The 15,142-nt window shown below is 67.5% G+C and carries 15 protein-coding genes; 5 read left to right on the top strand and 10 right to left on the bottom strand.

Going from position 1 to position 15,142, the window contains the following annotated elements; genetic code table 11:
* Positions 1-137: 137 nt before the first annotated feature.
* On the top strand, positions 138-794 hold the full coding sequence (locus RXV88_RS08885; RefSeq protein ID WP_316292092.1) for an outer membrane protein: 657 nt from the start codon (positions 138-140) through the stop codon (positions 792-794).
* 74 nt (positions 795-868) lie between these two features.
* Here the strand turns inward: RXV88_RS08885 and pssA are convergent, their stop codons facing one another.
* The 8 genes from pssA to RXV88_RS08845 all read right to left on the bottom strand — a co-directional run bounded on the left by pssA (position 869) and on the right by RXV88_RS08845 (position 7,128).
* The gene (gene pssA / locus RXV88_RS08880; protein ID WP_316292090.1) at positions 869-1,624 is read right to left on the bottom strand and encodes a CDP-diacylglycerol--serine O-phosphatidyltransferase; all 756 of its coding nucleotides are present in this window, start codon (positions 1,622-1,624) and stop codon (positions 869-871) included.
* Positions 1,625-1,627: 3 nt separating this feature from the next.
* Positions 1,628-2,290, bottom strand: a complete 663-nt coding sequence (locus tag RXV88_RS08875) for a phosphatidylserine decarboxylase (RefSeq protein ID WP_316292089.1) — start codon at positions 2,288-2,290, stop codon at positions 1,628-1,630.
* A 77-nt stretch (positions 2,291-2,367) separates the two neighbouring features.
* On the bottom strand, positions 2,368-2,979 hold the full coding sequence (locus RXV88_RS08870) for a glutathione S-transferase (RefSeq protein WP_316292087.1): 612 nt from the start codon (positions 2,977-2,979) through the stop codon (positions 2,368-2,370).
* A 172-nt stretch (positions 2,980-3,151) separates the two neighbouring features.
* Complete coding sequence (locus RXV88_RS08865) at positions 3,152-4,078, bottom strand: tyrosine recombinase XerC (protein ID WP_316292085.1); 927 nt, start codon at positions 4,076-4,078, stop codon at positions 3,152-3,154.
* A 72-nt stretch (positions 4,079-4,150) separates the two neighbouring features.
* Positions 4,151-4,858, bottom strand: coding sequence for a DUF484 family protein (locus RXV88_RS08860; RefSeq protein ID WP_316292083.1), 708 nt, complete (start codon positions 4,856-4,858; stop codon positions 4,151-4,153).
* 145 nt (positions 4,859-5,003) lie between these two features.
* A complete protein-coding gene (locus RXV88_RS08855) occupies positions 5,004-5,444 on the bottom strand; it encodes a thioesterase family protein (RefSeq protein ID WP_316292081.1) in 441 nt (146 codons plus the stop codon).
* On the bottom strand, positions 5,444-6,214 hold the full coding sequence (locus RXV88_RS08850; RefSeq protein WP_316292079.1) for a TIGR02186 family protein: 771 nt from the start codon (positions 6,212-6,214) through the stop codon (positions 5,444-5,446). The genes RXV88_RS08855 and RXV88_RS08850 overlap by 1 nt, the downstream gene beginning before the upstream one ends.
* Complete coding sequence (locus tag RXV88_RS08845; protein ID WP_316292078.1) at positions 6,214-7,128, bottom strand: sulfite exporter TauE/SafE family protein; 915 nt, start codon at positions 7,126-7,128, stop codon at positions 6,214-6,216. Before RXV88_RS08845 ends, RXV88_RS08850 begins: the two co-directional genes overlap by 1 nt.
* 284 nt (positions 7,129-7,412) lie before the next feature.
* Between RXV88_RS08845 and fdhF the strand changes: the two genes are divergently transcribed.
* From fdhF to RXV88_RS08825, 4 genes are all read left to right on the top strand, one after another.
* Positions 7,413-10,199: a formate dehydrogenase subunit alpha gene (gene fdhF, locus RXV88_RS08840; RefSeq protein WP_316292076.1), complete on the top strand. Its 2,787-nt coding sequence runs from the start codon at positions 7,413-7,415 to the stop codon at positions 10,197-10,199.
* A 178-nt stretch (positions 10,200-10,377) separates the two neighbouring features.
* Positions 10,378-11,565, top strand: coding sequence for a hydantoinase/carbamoylase family amidase (locus RXV88_RS08835; RefSeq protein ID WP_316292075.1), 1,188 nt, complete (start codon positions 10,378-10,380; stop codon positions 11,563-11,565).
* Positions 11,566-11,607: 42 nt separating this feature from the next.
* Complete coding sequence (locus RXV88_RS08830) at positions 11,608-11,766, top strand: hypothetical protein (protein WP_316292073.1); 159 nt, start codon at positions 11,608-11,610, stop codon at positions 11,764-11,766.
* A 103-nt stretch (positions 11,767-11,869) separates the two neighbouring features.
* Positions 11,870-12,319, top strand: a complete 450-nt coding sequence (locus tag RXV88_RS08825) for a DUF2383 domain-containing protein (RefSeq protein WP_316292072.1) — start codon at positions 11,870-11,872, stop codon at positions 12,317-12,319.
* A gap of 238 nt (positions 12,320-12,557) precedes the next feature.
* Here the strand turns inward: RXV88_RS08825 and RXV88_RS08820 are convergent, their stop codons facing one another.
* Positions 12,558-13,259, bottom strand: a complete 702-nt coding sequence (locus RXV88_RS08820; protein WP_316292070.1) for a response regulator transcription factor — start codon at positions 13,257-13,259, stop codon at positions 12,558-12,560.
* The gene (locus tag RXV88_RS08815; protein WP_316292210.1) at positions 13,256-15,139 is read right to left on the bottom strand and encodes a PAS-domain containing protein; all 1,884 of its coding nucleotides are present in this window, start codon (positions 15,137-15,139) and stop codon (positions 13,256-13,258) included. The genes RXV88_RS08820 and RXV88_RS08815 overlap by 4 nt, the downstream gene beginning before the upstream one ends.
* Between the last annotated feature and the right edge of the window lie 3 nt (positions 15,140-15,142).

The following is a 15,142-nucleotide window of genomic DNA, read 5'->3' as shown; positions in this document are numbered from 1 at the left end:
TAGCGGGACACCCCCCGACCGTCCAGCGCGCAAATCCGCGCAAACCCAATAAGTGCGCATGTGTCGCGGTTGATATCTGCGTGAGCGCGTGATTATTGTCGCTGTCCGAGGCGGTAAACTCTGCTAGGTCTTTGGTTATGAAAGCTGTGATTCTGCTTGGCACGGTTCTTGCCGGTGCGGTGGCCCTGCCCGCCAGCGCCGAAATGGAGCTGTCGCTGTACACCGGCTGGCAGACCCTGCCGCACAGCCGCGCCACCGGCGACTACCCCGGAACGGGCGCGGATTACGATGCGCTGATCGGCTGGGAAGGCCGGTCGTTCGAGATGCCGCCCTATTACGGTCTGCGCGCCATGTGGTGGCGGCCGTCGAACTGGGGCTTCGGGGCGGAATTCACCCATTCCAAGGCCTATGCGCCGAGCGACGAGAAGGCCGCGCTGGGCTTTTCCTCGCTGGAATTCACCGACGGGCAGAACGTGCTGACGCTGAACGCCATGCGGCGCTGGCCGGATCGCTGGGGCGGCTTCACGCCTTATGCCGGCGGCGGTCTGGGCGTGGCGCTGCCGCATGTGGATGTGGAAACGACCACCGGCCTTTCGACCTACGGCTACCAATACGCCGGCCCGTCGCTGCGGCTGATCGCCGGGGTGAAATACGACATCAACGAGCGCTATTCGGTGTTCGGCGAATACCAGTTCACCTATTCGGCCAATTCGGTCGATCTGGAGGATGGCGGCTCGCTCGAGACCGACATCAAGACCAACGCGCTGAATGTCGGGTTGTCGTTGAACTTCTGAACGGGATCGGCGGCCTTCGGCCTTGATTCCGCGACTCTGGCTCGACTTGGCAGGCGCTGGTCGCGGCTGGGATCCTAGTCTTCGGGGTCGAGCCGTCCGCCGCCGCGCAGCAGAACGAAAAGCACGGTCGCCACATAGGCCAGGCACAGCACCACCAGCGTGATCCAGGCATAGCTGAGCACCGCCGCGCCGACGAAGACGAAGGCCACCAGGAAATACTTTACGCTTTTGCGCGGGATGCGCAGGGTCTTGAACGACCAGGTCGGGATCCGGCTGATCATCAGCAATCCGATCCCGGCCATGTAGAGCGACAGCAGCAGATCCGGCAGCAGCGGGGCCGAGGCGAAGGCGAAGGACACGAACATCGGCAACATCACCAGCATCGCCCCCGCGGGCGAGGGGACGCCGATGAAGAAGGCGCCGTCGCCGCCCTTGCCTTCGGATTTGCGCGCCACGTTGAACCGTGCCAGCCGGGTCACGCAGCACACCGCATAGACCAGCACCGCCAGCCATCCCACACGGGTGTCATCCAGCGCCCAGACATAGAGCAGCAGACCCGGCGCCACGCCGAAATTCAGGAAATCGGCGAGGCTGTCGAGCTCGGCCCCCATCTTGCTGTCGGACCCCAGCGCGCGGGCCAGCCGCCCGTCGAGCCCGTCCAGAACGGCGGCCAGCAGAATCAGCTGGACCGCGAATTCGTAATTGCCGTTGAGCCCGTAGCGGATCGCCGTCAGCCCGGCGCAGATCGCCGTGACGGTCAGCATGTTGGGGATGAGCTGGATGAGCGACAGCTTGTCGGTCGGCCGCTCTGGGGGACGATCGTAGGGCATGGATCAGTCCTTTAGCACGGCGATCACCGATTCGCCCGCGATCATGGTCTGGCCGATCTTCACCTCGGGGGCCACGCCCTCGGGCAGGTAGACATCCAGCCGCGAGCCGAAGCGGATCAGACCGAAGCGTTCGCCCCGCGCCAGATGTGTGCCCGTCGCGGTCCAGCACAGGATCCGGCGCGCCACCAGACCGGCGATCTGCACCACCGCGATCTCGTGCCCGCTGTCGAGTTTCATGCGCAAGGAGTTGCGCTCGTTGTCCGACGACGCCTTGTCGAGCGAGGCATTGAGGAACTTGCCGGGACGGTAGTTCACTGCCGTCACCTCGCCCGCCGCGGGGGCGCGGTTCACATGGCAGTTGAAGACAGACATGAACACGCTGACCCGGGTCAGCGGCTGCGGGCCCATGCCCAGTTCCTCGGGCGGGACCGCCGGTTCGATCAGCGACACAACCCCGTCGGCCGGGCTGAGGATCAGGCCGGGGCGGTTGGGCACCACGCGTTCGGGATCGCGGAAGAAGTAATAGCACCAGATTGTCAGGCCGACGCCGATCCAGCCCAGCGGCTCCCACAGCAGAAAGAGCACGAGGGTGATCGCCGCGAAGATGCCGACGAAGCGGCGGCCCTCGGGGTGCATGGGCTTGATGAAGGTGTCGCGCATCCGCATCGGGCGGTCCTCTGTCCTGTTTCAGACCAGCCGGTTACGGTGCGGCGCGGGATTGCGCAAGCCCGCGCGTCGCGTCACTAGCCCGCAGGCGGCACCGTCGCCTGCATCGAGGGGCGCTCGGCGAAGGCGGCGTACCATTCGGCCAGCGCGGTATGGCCGTTGCGCCAGCCGCGCGCGTCGTGGCGCAGGTCGAGGTAGGCCAAAGCACAGCCGACGGCGATCTGGGCGGCGTCGAGCGGCCCTGCCAGATGCGACATCCAGCGCGCATTGATCGCCGCGCAAGCGCGTTCGATCTTGGCCCACTGGGCATCGACGAAGTCGGGCATGCGCTTGTCCTCGGGGCGCAGGCGGGCTTCGTAGGTCATCAGCAAAGCGGCATCCATCATGCCGTCGGCGGTGGCCTCAAGCGTCAGGGTCTCCCACAGACGCGCGCCCTCGGGGTAGAGGCGGGCCTTGGCGCGGTCGTCGAGATAACGGCAGATCACCCGGCTGTCGTAGAGCGTGCAGCCCTCGGGACGTTCTAGCGCGGGGACCTTGGAGAGCGGGTTGGCGGTGCCGAGGTTCGCCGCCGGCGCGAAGGGCGTGCCCGAGGCGTTTTCCAGCGAGACGTCGTCCAGCTGGCCGGTTTCGTGCAGGAGGACCATGACCTTGCGGACGTAAGGCGAGGTGGGGGCGTAATAGAGTTTCATGCCGTATCCTTCGGGCGCGTGATTTTGCGGATTGCTTTTGCGGATTGCTCTTGCATGGCAGAGCGCCGCGGGCCGCTCAAGCGAAATGACGGATGCGCGGGCGGCGGGGGGCGGATTGAGGGGCCAGCCCCTCAAACTCCCCGGGATATTTGAGGATCAGTGAAGGGAGGGGTCAGCCTGCCTTGGGGTGGGTGGCCTCGTAGACGCGCATCAGGTGGACCTGATCGACCGAGGTATAGGCCTGGGTGGTGCTGAGCGAGGCATGGCCCAGAAGTTCCTGGATCGCGCGCAGGTCGCCGCCGGCCGACAGCAGATGCGTGGCGAAACTGTGGCGCATGGCATGGGGCGTGGCGGTGGCGGGCAGGCCGAGCTGCATGCGGGCGCGTTCGGTGACCTTCTGGATGAGGCGCGGGTTCAGCTTGCCGCCGCGTGCGCCCAGAAAGAGCGGGGTGGCGGGGTCGATCGGGTGGGGGCAGAGCCTTGTGTAGGTGTCGACGGCGCGGCGCGCGATGGGCAGCACCGGCACGATGCGTTCCTTGCCGCCCTTGCCGGTGATGCGCAGCGTCTCACCCAGCGGCAGGTCGCGCCCCGTGAGGCCGAGGGCCTCGGAGATGCGCAGGCCACAGCCGTAGAGCAGGGTGATCACGGCGGCGTCGCGGGCACCGATCCAGCTTTTCTGGGATTGCGTCTCGACGGTGTCGATCATGGCGCGGGCGGCGTCTTCGGTCAGGGGACGGGGCAGTTTCTTTTGAAATTTGGGGGCGCGGGCCAGGAGGACGGCGGTGGGCTCGAACCCCTCACGCTCGGCCAGCCAGCGGTAGAAGGATTTGACCGCGCTGAGCTTGCGCGCCATCGAGCGGGGGCTGGCGCCGTCGCGGCTGAGATGGGCGAGGTAGCTGCGCATGTCGCGGGTGGTGATGGAGGCGAGTGGCGTCAGGCCCTGCGGTTCGGCCTTGTGTGCGGTCAGGAAGGCGATGAAATCAATGACGTCGCCGCGATAGGCGGTGAGGGTGTTTTCCGACGCGCCTTTCAGAGCGCGCGCGGCGGCCAGCCAGTTTTCCAGCGCATCGCGCGCGGCGGGGGAGAGGGCGAGGGTCATGCGCTGCGCCCGGGCAGGGATGGCGTTCGGCGGCCGGGCGCGCGTGCCGCCTGATCCGCCCGGCCGCGCATCTTAGGCCAGCCAGCGCCGCATGGCGCGTTCGAAGACGCCGGCGAAGAAGGCCAGCAGGTCGGTGCCCTGCTGCGGGGTGAACTGGTGCGGATCCTCGGCGCCCATGACCAGCAGGCCGGGCAGGCGGCCGGGGCCGAAATCGAGCTTGAGGCAGGCCTCGGAGCGCATCCAGCCGGCCTTGTCGCCGTAGATCTCGGGCGCGCCCTCGGACATCTGGCGCAGGGTGACCTGACGCAGCGGGGCGCTGCGGCCGTCGGCGAGATAGGCGTCGATGAAGCCCGGCTCGGCCACCGAGAGCACGTCGCCCAGACGGCGGATGGCCGGGTCGGTGTCGTTCTGCACCGATTCCAGCACCAGCTTGACCACGTCGACGCGCAGGATCTGCGCCACTTCGCCGCCGAGGTCGTGCAGGAAGGGTTCGAATTCCAGCGGGTCCAGCATGCGCAGGATCGCACGGTGGATCTGGTTGGTGCCGGCGAGGTTTTCATAGGCGGCGGCGATGACCGAGCGATGCGTGTCCTCGAGCCGGTCGAGCCGCGCTTCGAGCCGTTCCATGGCGATGCCGCGCAGGTCGACGATATTGCCGCCCATGGCGCGTTCGTTGGCGGCGATGAGGGCGCGCATGAGGTCCTGATCGTCGAGGATCATGTCGGGGCGCGAGATGATGGATTCGCGCAAGGTGTCTTCGATCTTGGGGCTGCTGCTCATGCTCGCCTCTGTCTGTTTGCGGCGACGCTAGCAGAGCGCGCACGGTTTTTCGCCTCTTTTCTGGGGCGTTGGGACGGTGTTTGGCCAGTTGTGGCCATTGTGTCAACCGTCGCGAGGACGCCCGCAAGGGCGGAGGAGCTGCTCGTCAAGCCCTTGCGGGCTTTCCTCGCGACAGCCGCGCGCGGATGTCGTCGGGCAGCGGCGCGGGTGCGCCGTCGGGTCCCACGTGGACCTGCGCGAAGAACCCCTCGGCCGCGGCGGTGTCGGCGTCATTCACGAAAAGCCCGACCTCGGTGCGGAAGGACGACGTGCCCAGATGCGCCACCCGCAGGCCCGCGTGCAGGACGTCGGGAAAGCCCGCCTCGGCATGAAACCGGCAGCCGGATTCGACCACCAGGAAGCGGGCCGCCTCGGGCCCGCGGATCTCGATCCCCTGATCGAGCTGCCAGAGGCTCAGGGCGGTGTCGATCAGCGACAGGTAGACCGCGTTGTTGAGGTGGCCGTATTCGTCGTTGTCGCGCCAGCGCGTCGGCAGGGCGCGGAAAAAGCCGTAATCGGCGCGGCTGCCTGGGGGCACGCGTGCCATCAGCCCGACCGCAGCATCCGGAAGGCCGCCGAGGCGCCCCAGCCCGCCGCGATGGCGATGGCCAGCGACATCAGCCCATAGACCAGCGGCTGATTGCGAGACAGGTTGAAGAGCCAGCGTTCCAGCCCGACCTTGCGCACGTCGATCGTGGTCTCGTATTGCGACACGACCCGCCCGCCGCGCGTCAGCAGGATGCGGGTGCGGTAGTCGCCTTCGGTCAGGTTGGCGGGCATGGCGATGGCGGTGTCGAAGAGCGTTTCCTGGCGCAGATCCACGGTGCCCTCGCGCAGCTGATAAAGACCGTTGTTCTTGCGGATGCGGATCACCGCCTCTGAGAACTCCTGCGCATTCTCCACCTGCATCGGCGCGCCGACCGAGCGGATCGCGCGGGGGATCGACACTTTGTGGCGCAAATCCTCTGTGTCGGTGATCACCTCGTTCCAGGGGGCCGAGGTGGCGATGGCGTAGAACGAGGGCGCGGCGTCGACCTCGACCGCGTCGGCGTTCACCCAGATGCCGAGCTTCTTTTCCTTGCGCCGCACCGTCAGCGGATGCGATGGCCCCGCGACCGCGATGATGACCTGAAGCGGCGGGCCCTCGGGGATTGCCGTTTCGCGCTTGATGGCGCCGAAGATCAGGATCTCGGACCCGTCGAAATTGGTTGAGATCGACACGCTGTCCTGGCTGAGGCCCAGCACCACCTCCTCGGCCTCGGCTGGCGCCGTGATGGGCAGGGCGCAGAGCAGGAGCAGGATCAGCAGCCGCCGCATCAATGCCCCCCGGCCGCGCCGATGGTGTAAAGCTCGGACGGCGTCACCAAGAGGTCGAAGGCCAGCTTGCCGCAGACCACCAGCACCATGCCCGCCAGCAGAATGCGCAATTGTTCAGCCTTGAGCCGCGCGCCGATCACCGCGCCGACCTGCGCGCCGATCACCCCCCCGATCAGCAGCAGCACCGCCAGCATCACGTCGACGGTATAGTTGGTCGTGGCGTGCAGCAGCGTGGTGAAGGCGGTGACGAAGATGATCTGAAAGAGCGACGTGCCCACGACCACCTTGGTCGGCATGCCCAGCAGATAGATCATCGCGGGCACCATGATAAATCCGCCGCCGACGCCCATGATGGCCGCCAGCACGCCCACGGCGACGCCCACCAGCAGCGGCGGAATGACCGAGATATAAAGCCCCGAGGTGCGGAAGCGCATCTTGAAGGGCAGCCCGTGGATCCAGTTGTGCTTCTTGCGCGCGGGCGGCTTGCCGGATTTGGACTTGCGGATCGCGTTCAGGCTTTCGATGAACATCAGCCCGCCGATGATCCCGAGGAACACGACGTAGCAAAGCTTGACCAGCAGATCGACCTGCCCGAGGCTTTTCAGATAGTTGAAGAGCCACACACCCAGCGCCGCGCCAATCAGGCCGCCGATCAGCAGCACGACACCCATGCGCAGATCGACCGTCTTGCGGCGAAGATGCGCCAGCACGCCGGAAAACGACGAGGCGACGATCTGGTTCGCCTCGGTCGCCACGGCGACGGCGGGCGGGATGCCGATGAAGAACAAAAGCGGCGTCATCAGAAAGCCGCCGCCAACGCCGAACATTCCCGAAAGCACACCCACCATCCCGCCGAGGCCTAACAGCAGGTAGGCGTTCACGGCCACTTCGGCGATGGGCAGGTAGATTTGCATGAACTTACTTAGCGCCCGCAGAAAGGAATTGGCAACTATGGTTGGCGCGGATTTGGGGGCGAAAACGCGCCTTTGACGACATTTTTCGTCTCGGGATGTGTCACGTCGCGCGTCGGGCGGCCCGCTTTGGGGTCCGGCCGGCCGGGCACGCGGCGCGCATCGGCGGAGTTCCGGTCGCAATCGGAAACGCGGGGGCCGTAATTACGCATCCTTGTGTCGGGATTGACCCAAGCCAGAACGGTGAAACATGGTCTAGACTGCCCCCAACGCACCGGGAGACGCACATGTCCGATACAATCCGCTTTACGCTGGACGGCCAAGAGGTCGAGGCCCGGAAGGGCGAAACCATCTGGGAGGTCGCCAACGGCCGCGGTCTGGTGATCCCGCATCTGTGCCACAAGCCGGCGCCGGGTTATCGCCCCGACGGCAATTGCCGCGCCTGCATGGTCGAGATCGAGGGCGAGCGCACGCTTGCGGCGTCCTGCATCCGCGAGCCCTCGGAGGGGATGGTCGTCACCACCGACAACGCCCGCGCCAAGTCGGCGCGCAAGATGGTCGTGGAGATGCTGCTGGCCGACCAGCCCGAGCGCGAGGCCGCGCACGACCGTTCGTCGCACCTGTGGGACATGGCCGAGGCGAACGGCGTGACCGAGAGCCGCCTGCCCACGCTGGAACCAGAGCGCATTCCGCTGCTGGATGACAGCCACGTGGCGATGCGGGTCAATCTGGATGCCTGCATCCAGTGCGGGCTTTGCGTGCGGGCCTGCCGCGAGGTGCAGGTCAACGACGTGATCGGCATGGCAGGGCGCGGCCACGATGCCTATCCGGTCTTCGACATGGGCGACCCGATGGGCGACAGCAGCTGCGTGGCCTGCGGCGAATGCGTGCAGGCCTGCCCGACCGGCGCGCTGATGCCCGCCGCCGTGATGGACGACGCCCAGCAGGGCGACAGCGCCGATTTCGACGAAGAGGTGAAATCGGTCTGCCCGTTCTGCGGCGTGGGCTGCCAGGTCCGCCTCAAGATCAAGGACGGCAAGATCCGCAACGTCGAAGGCATCAACGGCCCCGCCAACGAAGGGCGGCTCTGCGTCAAGGGCCGGTTCGGCTTCGACTATATCCACCACCCGCACCGGCTGACCAAGCCGCTGATCCGCCGCGAAGACGCACCGGAAAAGGGGCTGAACGTCGATCCCGCCAACCCCTGGACGCATTTCCGCGAAGCCACCTGGGAAGAGGCGCTGGCAAAGGCGGCCAACGGGCTGGTCGATCTGCGATCCTTCTACGGGGGCCACGCGGTGGCGGGTTTCGGTAGCGCCAAATGCACCAACGAAGAGGCTTACCTCTTCCAAAAGCTGATCCGGCAGGGGTTCGGGCACAACAACGTCGACCATTGCACGCGGCTCTGCCATGCCTCGTCGGTCGCGGCGCTGATGGAAAACGTCGGCTCGGGCGCAGTGACGGCCACGTTCAACCAGATCGAGAACGCCGATCTGGCCATCGTGATCGGCGCCAACCCGACCGAGAACCACCCCGTCGCCGCCACCTTCTTTAAGCAATTCACCAAGCGCGGCGGCCAGCTGATCGTGATGGACCCGCGCGGGCAGGGGCTGAAGCGGCACGCATCCGAGATGCTGCAGTTCCGCCCCGGCACCGACGTGGCGATGCTGAACGCGATCATGAACGTGATCGTCGAGGAAAAGCTTTACGACCGGCAGTATATCGAGGGCTTCACCGAGGGCTTCTTTGAATTCCGCGATCACATCCGCGCCTTCACCCCGGAACGGATGAGCGAGCTGTGCGGCATCTCGACCGAGCAGCTGCGCCGGGTGGCGCGGGCCTTTGCGGGGGCGCAGAGGGCGATGATCTTTTGGGGGATGGGGGTCAGCCAGCACATCCACGGCACGGATAACGCGCGCTGCCTGATCAGCCTGGCGCTGCTCTGCGGGCAGATCGGGCGCCCGGGCACCGGGCTGCATCCGCTGCGCGGGCAGAACAACGTGCAGGGCGCGTCGGATGCGGGGCTGATCCCGCAGGTGCTGCCGGATTACCAGAGCGTGGCCGACCCCGAGGTGCGCGAGCTTTTCCGCCATATCTGGAAAGGTACGGAAATTCAGGCGCAGCCCGGCCTGACCGTGGTCGAGATCATCGACCGCGTCTATCGCGGCGAGATCAAGGGCATGTACATCATGGGCGAGAACCCGGCGATGTCGGACCCGGATGTGGAACACGCGCGCAAGGCGCTGGCGCATCTCGATCATCTGGTGGTGCAGGACATCTTCCTGACCGAGACGGCGAACTTCGCCGATGTGATCCTGCCGTCCTCGGCTTTCCCGGAAAAGTCCGGGACGGTGACCAATACCAACCGGCAGGTGCAGATGGCGCGCAAGGCGGTCATGGCGCCGGGCGAGGCGCGCGAGGATTGGGCGATCGTGGTCGAGATGGCGCGCCGGATCGGGCTCGACTGGGAATACGACGATCCGCGCGAGGTCTTCAACGAAATGAAGATGTCGATGCGGTCGCTGCATCACATCACCTGGAACCGGGTCGAGACCGAGGGTGCGGTGACCTATCCGTCGCTGTCCAACGACGATCCCGGGCAGGCGGTGGTCTTTGGCGACGGCTTCCCGCGCCGCGCCGGGCGGGCCAAGTTCACGCCCGCGCGGGTGACGCCGCCCGCCGAGATGCCGGATGAACGGTTCCCGATGATCCTGACCACCGGCCGCCAGCTGGAGCATTGGCACACCGGGTCGATGACGCGGCGCTCGGCGGTGCTGGACGCGGTGGAGCCTGAGGCCAATTGCTCGCTGCATCCCTCGACCCTGCGCAAGCTGGGGGTCGAGCCGGGCGGGCTGGTGCGATTGACCACGCGGCGTGGATCGCTCACGGTGATGGCCCGTGCCGACCGCGCGGTGGCCCCCGACATGGTGTTCCTGCCTTTCGCCTATGTCGAGGCGGCGGCCAACATCCTGACCAACCCGGCGCTGGACCCCTACGGCAAGATCCCCGAGTTCAAATATTCGGCGGTGAAGGTCGAAAAGGCCGAAGCGGACGCGTCGGTTGCGGCGGAGTGATCTGATTGTGCGCGCCTTGCAGGCGCGCGCTGGTCGTCTCGTCCGTCCGCCTGTGGCGGGCGGCCTCGGGCCGTGGGGCGGCTGGTAGGGTTTCACGTGTTTTTGGGGTCTGTGCGCGGGGTGGACGTCGGAGCCTCCGGCAGGGATATTTGAGGATCAGTGAAAAGGGGGTGGTGCGATGCGGGTTGATGGAGACCGGTTCCTGGCGGATTTGCATGCTTTGCGCGGCTTTGGCGCGTCAGGCGTTGGGCGCGGGGTGGCGCGGCCGGCCTATTCGGAGGCGGACCTTGCGGCGCGGGGCTGGCTGGCGGAGCGGATGGCCGGGGCCGGGCTGGAGGTGCAGGTCGACCCGATGGGGTCGGTCTTTGGGCTGAGCGAGGGGCGGTCGTTGTTGCTGGGCTCGCACAGCGACAGCCAGCCCGAGGGCGGCTGGCTGGACGGCGCGCTGGGGGTCATTGCCGGGCTGGAGGTGGCGCGCGCGGCGCGCGAGGCGGGCGCACCGCCGGTGTCGGTGGTGTCGTTTCAGGACGAGGAGGGCCGGTTCGGGGTCACGACCGGCAGCGCGGTCTGGGGCGGGAACCTGCGCTTTGACGCGGCGCTGGAGCTGACGGACCGCGACGGGATCGCGCTGGCCGAGGCGCGCGTTGGAGCAGGGGAGAGCTGGGTCGCGCCCGAGCGGTTCACAGGATATCTGGAGATGCATATCGAGCAGGGGCCGGTTCTGGATCAGGCGCAAGAGGCGGTGGGCGTGGTCGATGCCATCGTCGGCATCCGCGACATGACGATCACCTTCGAGGGTCAGCAGAACCACGCGGGCACCACGCCGATGGCGCTGCGGCGGGACGCCTTTCAGGCGCTGTCGGCCTTCAACGAGGCGCTGAACGACCGGCTGCGCAACGTGGTGACGCCCGCCACGGTCTGGACCATCGGCCATGTGCGGCTGCATCCCGACGCGCATTCCATCGTGCCGGGGCGGGCGGTCTTTTCGATGCAGTGGCGCGATGGCGATCCGGAGCGGCTGCGGCGGATGGAGGGGATCATCCGCGAAACCGCCCACCAGGTCGCCGAGGCGCGCGGGATGTCGTTGAGTTTCGGCGAGATGCTGGGGCTGGAGCCGGTGGCGATGGACCCGGGGTTGCGCGCAGCGCTTGAGGCGTCGGCGGAAGAGATCGCGCCGGGGCGCTGGCGGCGGATGCCGTCGGGGGCGCTGCACGATGCGACCAACGTGGCGCGGCTGATGCCGGTGGGGATGCTCTTTGTGCCCTCGATCGGCGGGATCAGCCACGATTTCGCCGAGCACACCGAAGAGGCCGATCTGGTGCGCGGGCTGGAAGTGCTGGCAGGCGCGGTCGCGCGGCTGGCCTGAAGCGGCGCGGGCCTGTAGGCTGACCGGAGGAGGGACCCCGTCATGGACTTCGTTGCCTTGGGATTTTACGCCGTTGTCTGCGGTCTGCTCGGTCTGGCGGGGCCCCGGCTGGGGCCGCCGACGGTGCGTTTCGGCATCGGGGCGGTGGTGGGTTTGATCGCCGTGACGGTGCTGCCGCTGCTGCGCGCGGCGCTGGGCTGAGGCTGGGCGCCTGCAGGCGTGAATTTCGGGTCGGGCGGGGGGAACCTTGGCGGGGGATGTGCGTTTGCTGCGCGTCACCGAGAGTTTCGCAGCAGGCCGTGCCATGCCCGACAGTTCATATGGTCAATTCGCCGCCACCGGTGCCCGGATCGAGGCGCTGCAGGCGCTGCTCACGCGCAGCGTAGATGCGCAGGCGGGGTTCGACCGGATGGAAGAACTCGCCAAACCGGAGGCGCGGGAGATCGTCGGTCTCTTTCGCGCCACGCATCGGCGGCAAATTGCCCGGGTCGCCGATCTGATCACGGAACTGGGCGGTACGCCGGACAAGAGGCCCGGGATCCTGGGGCGGATCAACCGGACGGTGGTGACGGCCCGCGCGCTGCTGGCGCGGATCGACGGGAATGTCTTGCGCAGTGTTCGGCACGGAGAGGAATACGTGCTTTGCGCTTTCGACCGGGCCATCGCGATTTCGCGCGGGACATCCCACGGCGCCGAGCTGGTCGCGATGCAGAAAGAGTTGATGCAGCTGATGGACCGGGCGGAGAGGGTCTGAGACTTTGGGGATGTGTTGCACGAGACGCGGCCGGCGCCTGCCCGTGGGGTGGCGCTGCTCCCTGCGTTCAAAGTGCTTTATCCCTGCCAAGTCATTGCGTCGAATAAGCGGAGCGCTCACGTCGCCAAAGCGCCAGCCCGCCGGGACGGGCAGGCGCTGGCCGCGGCGGCCTGCGGCCTTGATTCCGCGACTTTTGGATCCCGAACAGCGGGGCGAGTGGCCCGAAGCAACGCCAGTGTCACCGCCACTTCACGTCACCCAAGAAAATATACCCCGCGCCGTAGATCGTCTTGATCAGGCGCGGGTTCCTCGGGTCTTCGCGCAGCTTTGTGCGCAGGCGCGAGATGCGCACATCCATCGCCCGGTCGAAACTTTCGCCCGCAGCACCCCCCAGCGTCTCTTGCATCTGGGCGCGGGTGATCAGGCGTTTGGGGCATTCCAGGAACAGCCGCAGGACCTCGCTTTCGGCGTGGCTGAAGGGCGTCTCGGCGCCCGAGGCGTCGGTCAGGGTGTAGCGGTCGAAATGCGCGGTCCAGCCGTTGAATTCGGCGGTGTCGCCGGCGCTGCGGGCGCTTTGCGCGCCGCGCAGGCGGGCGCGGATACGGGCCACGACCTCTGCGGGATCGAAGGGTTTGATGATGTAATCGTCGGCCCCCAGCTCCAGCCCGGTTACCCGGTCCTGCACCTGCGCGCGGCCCGAGATGATGATCACCGTCGCGCCTTGTTCCAGCGCTAGCCGGTGCACCAGCGACAGCCCGTCGCGGTCGGGCAGGCCCAGGTCCACCAGGCAGACGTCGGGCGTGGTGCGTTTCAGCGCGGCCTCGAATTCTGTGGCGCGGGCGAAGGTCATGGTGCGGAACCCGGCCTCGGTCAGCGCATCGGCCAGCATGGCGCGGATGGCGGGCTCGTCGTCGAGGATGGTCACCAGCGGCTGGGTCATGGCGCAGCCCCTTCGCCGAGGAACCCTGCCAGCCCGGCGGCGTCGAAGGGCTTGGCCAGCACCGGCGCATGACTGCGCGCGCGCTGGTGCAGCGGGTGGCCCGGCGGCAGCGAGGTCATAAGACGCACCGGCAGGTCGGGCAGGCGCGTCACCAGATCGAGCCCGGTGCCCGCGCCCTCGAGCGAGATGTCGGACAGCACCAGGCGGATGTTGGGCAGGCCCTCGACCAGGTCGGCGGCCTCGGCGACCGAGGCGGCCTCGACCACGGAATGACCCATGTCGGTCAGCATCCCGCGGATCGTGGCGCGCAGGTCGGGGCTGTCTTCGACCAGCAGCACGAGGCCCGGTTCGGGCAGGGCGTCGGCGCGGCGCAGCGGCAGGCGCAGGGTCACCCGTGCGCCGCTCTCGCCGTTGCCCAGCCGCATCTGCCCGCCCGCGAGCTTGGTCATGTCATAGACCATCGCCAGCCCCAGCCCCGACCCCTCGCCGCCCTTGGTGGTGAAGAACGGGTCGAGCCCATGCGCCAGCGCCTCGGCGGAAAAGCCCGGGCCGGTGTCGGCGACCGTGAGGTCGAGCCAGGTGTCCGCCACCGCGCGCGCGGTCAGCCGGATGCGCCCGGCGCTGCCGCAGGCGTCGCGGGCGTTCAGGATCAGGTTCAGCAGCGCGTCCTGCAGCAGGCCCTCGTCCAACAGCAGCGGCCCATCGGTCCGGTCCTCGATATCGAGCGCAATGGCGTCGGGCAGGGACGGGGTGGCCAGCGTGCGAAGGTCGTTCAGCAGCCCCGACAGATCGACCGCGCGGGGCTGCCAGCTGCGCGGGCTGGTGATGTCGGCGATGCGGTTGAGCAGCGCGCCGCCGCGCCGCGCGGCCTGGATCGTGGCGGTGATCAGCGGCTCTGCCCCGGGTGCGGGGTCCATCCGGGCCAGTTTCGACTGCATCCCCAGAATGATCGTCAGCAGGTTCGAGAAATCATGCGCCAGCCCGCTGGTCAGCTGCGCCGCCATCTCGCGCCGCCGGGTCTGTTGCAGGGCGGCGCGCGACTGGGTTTCCTCGGTCACGTCCTGACTGAGGATATAGACGCCCCGGTCGTTGGGATCGGGGGTAAAGACCGCGCGGATGCGGCGCTGGCTGGTCTCGTCGGTGAATTCAAAGGTGCTCTGATGGCCCTCATAGGCGCGCTCCAGATGCGGCTCGACCCGGGCGAAGGCCTGCGGCCCCAGCGCCTTGGCGATGTGCAGCCCCAGAAGGTTGGATGGCCGCCCCGGCATCACCGCGCTGAGACGGCGGTTGGAATAGGTATAGCGCCCCTCGTGATCGACGCGGGCGATGTGGGCGGGCATCATCTCGGCGGTCAGGCGGGTGCGGGCCTCCATCTCGGTCAGCTCGCGGCGGGTCTGTTCCAGTGCCGAGATCGTGGCGGCGAGCTGGCGGTTGGTGGCGGCCAGTTCCTCGGAGCGGCGCAGCACCTCTTCGGACAATAGCTCGGACCGGGTGCGCAAGAGCTCTTCCTGCGCCTTGACCGGGGTGATGTCGGTATAGACCGTGACCCAGCCGCCCTGCGGCAGCGGCGCGCCCTCGACGCTGATGGTGCGGCCGTTGGCGCGGGTGCGCTCCATGTAATGCGGCTCGAACGCCAGGGCGGTGTCGACGCGGCTTTGCACAAAGCGTTCCAGATCGTCGATGGGCCCGTATTCCCCGCGCGCGGCCAGATGGCGGATGGTGTCCTCGAACGTCGCGCCGGGCGTGGTCAGGTGATCGGGCAGGTCGAACATCTTGGCGAAAGGCGCGTTGCAGACGGCAAGGCGCAGGTCGTTGTCGTAGATCGTCAGCGCCTGCTGGATCAGGTTCAGACCGGCCTGGATCAGCGCGTCCTTGTTCATCTG

The organism is Aestuariicoccus sp. MJ-SS9 (assembly GCF_032586235.1).
GTDB lineage: Bacteria > Pseudomonadota > Alphaproteobacteria > Rhodobacterales > Rhodobacteraceae > Aestuariicoccus.
This window is presented reverse-complemented; position numbering and strand designations above follow the sequence as displayed.

Coding starts and splice junctions, on each gene's coding strand:
- RXV88_RS08885 (WP_316292092.1), top strand. CDS start 138: ATGAAAGCTGTGATTCTGCTTGGCACGGTTCTTGCCGGTGCGGTGGCC.
- RXV88_RS08865 (WP_316292085.1), bottom strand. CDS start 4,078: ATGACCCTCGCCCTCTCCCCCGCCGCGCGCGATGCGCTGGAAAACTGG.
- fdhF (WP_316292076.1), top strand. CDS start 7,413: ATGTCCGATACAATCCGCTTTACGCTGGACGGCCAAGAGGTCGAGGCC.
- RXV88_RS08845 (WP_316292078.1), bottom strand. CDS start 7,128: ATGCAAATCTACCTGCCCATCGCCGAAGTGGCCGTGAACGCCTACCTG.
- RXV88_RS08875 (WP_316292089.1), bottom strand. CDS start 2,290: ATGCGGATGCGCGACACCTTCATCAAGCCCATGCACCCCGAGGGCCGC.
- RXV88_RS08835 (WP_316292075.1), top strand. CDS start 10,378: ATGCGGGTTGATGGAGACCGGTTCCTGGCGGATTTGCATGCTTTGCGC.
- RXV88_RS08870 (WP_316292087.1), bottom strand. CDS start 2,979: ATGAAACTCTATTACGCCCCCACCTCGCCTTACGTCCGCAAGGTCATG.
- RXV88_RS08825 (WP_316292072.1), top strand. CDS start 11,870: ATGCCCGACAGTTCATATGGTCAATTCGCCGCCACCGGTGCCCGGATC.
- RXV88_RS08815 (WP_316292210.1), bottom strand. CDS start 15,139: ATGAACAAGGACGCGCTGATCCAGGCCGGTCTGAACCTGATCCAGCAG.
- RXV88_RS08860 (WP_316292083.1), bottom strand. CDS start 4,858: ATGAGCAGCAGCCCCAAGATCGAAGACACCTTGCGCGAATCCATCATC.
- RXV88_RS08855 (WP_316292081.1), bottom strand. CDS start 5,444: ATGGCACGCGTGCCCCCAGGCAGCCGCGCCGATTACGGCTTTTTCCGC.
- RXV88_RS08820 (WP_316292070.1), bottom strand. CDS start 13,259: ATGACCCAGCCGCTGGTGACCATCCTCGACGACGAGCCCGCCATCCGC.
- RXV88_RS08850 (WP_316292079.1), bottom strand. CDS start 6,214: ATGCGGCGGCTGCTGATCCTGCTCCTGCTCTGCGCCCTGCCCATCACG.
- pssA (WP_316292090.1), bottom strand. CDS start 1,624: ATGCCCTACGATCGTCCCCCAGAGCGGCCGACCGACAAGCTGTCGCTC.
- RXV88_RS08830 (WP_316292073.1), top strand. CDS start 11,608: ATGGACTTCGTTGCCTTGGGATTTTACGCCGTTGTCTGCGGTCTGCTC.